This window comes from Arthrobacter sp. JCM 19049 (assembly GCF_001310435.1).
The window spans coordinates 1-1489 of sequence record NZ_BAXF01000516.1; the positions used below are offsets into that span (position 1 = coordinate 1).

Here is a 1489-nt window from a genome sequence, read left to right on the forward strand (position 1 = left end):
GGCCGCCCCCCCAGGCGTTGCGCCTGGGCCGAAGACCAAGGCATGCCCGCAGGCATGCAACCCACACCGTGACACAGGGAGAGAGCCAAGTGAGCGTTGCCACCACCCCGATCAAGGCGATCAACTGGAACCGCATCGAGGATGAGAAGGACGTGGAAATCTGGAACCGCGTCACCGCCAACTTCTGGCTGCCCGAGAAGGTGCCGCTGTCCAATGACATCCAGTCCTGGGCGACCCTGAGCGACGGGGAGAAGCAGATGACCATGCGCGTGCTCACCGGGCTGACCTACCTGGACACGCTGCAGGGCACCATCGGCGCCGTCTCGCTGATCCCGGATGCGCTGACCCCGCACGAGGAAGCGGTTTACACGAACTTCGCATTCATGGAATCCGTGCACGCCAAGAGCTACTCCTCGATCTTCTCCACCCTGTGCTCCTCGCGCGAGATCGATGAGGCCTTCCGCTGGTCGGAGGAAAACCACGAGCTGCAGAACAAGGGCAACATCGTCCGCTCGTACTACGACGGCACCAACCCGTACAAGAAGAAGATCGCCTCCACCATGCTGGAGTCCTTCCTGTTCTACTCCGGGTTCTACACCCCGCTGCGCTGGGCCACCATGTCCAAGCTGACCAACAGTGCCGACCTGATCCGCCTGATCATCCGCGATGAGGCCATCCACGGCTACTACATTGCTGAAGAACCAGCGTGCCATGGACCAGAACCAGCTGCCGCAGGCCGAACGCGATGAGCTGAAGAATTTCACCTTCGAACTGCTGCACGAACTGTACGAAAACGAGGTCAAGTACACCCACGACCTGTACGACGACATCGGCTGGAGCGAGGATGTCATCAAGTTCCTGCACTACAACGGCAACAAGGCGCTGATGAACCTGGGCTACGAGGCCATGTTCCCGGCCGAGCTGACCAACGTCTCCCCGGCGATCCTGGCCTCGCTGAACCCGGGTTCGGATGAGAACCACGACTTCTTCTCCGGGTCGGGCTCCTCCTACGTCATCGGCAAGGCCGAAGCCACCGAAGACGAGGACTGGGCTGGTAACAGCACCCAGTCTTTCCCGGGCCGCCGGCTTCGCCGCACGGTCCCCGGATGAATTCTCGGCGCGGCGGGTCACCATTTGTGGTGACCCGCCGCGCCGAGGACGTTAACACCGGCGCGCGGGCGAAAGCCGCGCTTTCGGATTAGGCTGGGAACAAGTCAGCGCACCGCAGCGCAAAACCCAGCATCACAAGGGAGATTGGCCATGCCCAAGGATCCGGCCCTGGAACGGCTTGAAGCCGAAACCGTTGAGTTCTGCCGTGAACTGATCCGCATCGACACCACCAACTACGGTGGCAACAAGGGCCAGGGCGAGCTGCAGGCCGCCCAGTACGTCGCCGAACTGCTGCGCGAGGTGGGCTTGGACGCCAAGATCTACGAATCGGCTCCCGGCCGGGCCAACGTCCTGGCTCGGCTGGCCGGCAGCGACCCGG

Annotated in this window: 2 pseudogenes; both read left to right on the forward strand. The window is 62.7% G+C overall.

Features of this window, described 5'->3' with window-relative positions:
- The first annotated feature begins 89 nt into the window (after window positions 1–89).
- Window positions 90–1110, forward strand: a pseudogene (gene nrdF, locus JCM19049_RS13975) (class 1b ribonucleoside-diphosphate reductase subunit beta).
- Between the two features lie 150 nt (window positions 1111–1260).
- Window positions 1261–1489 (forward strand): annotated as a pseudogene (locus tag JCM19049_RS13980) (hypothetical protein); the annotation flags it as partial.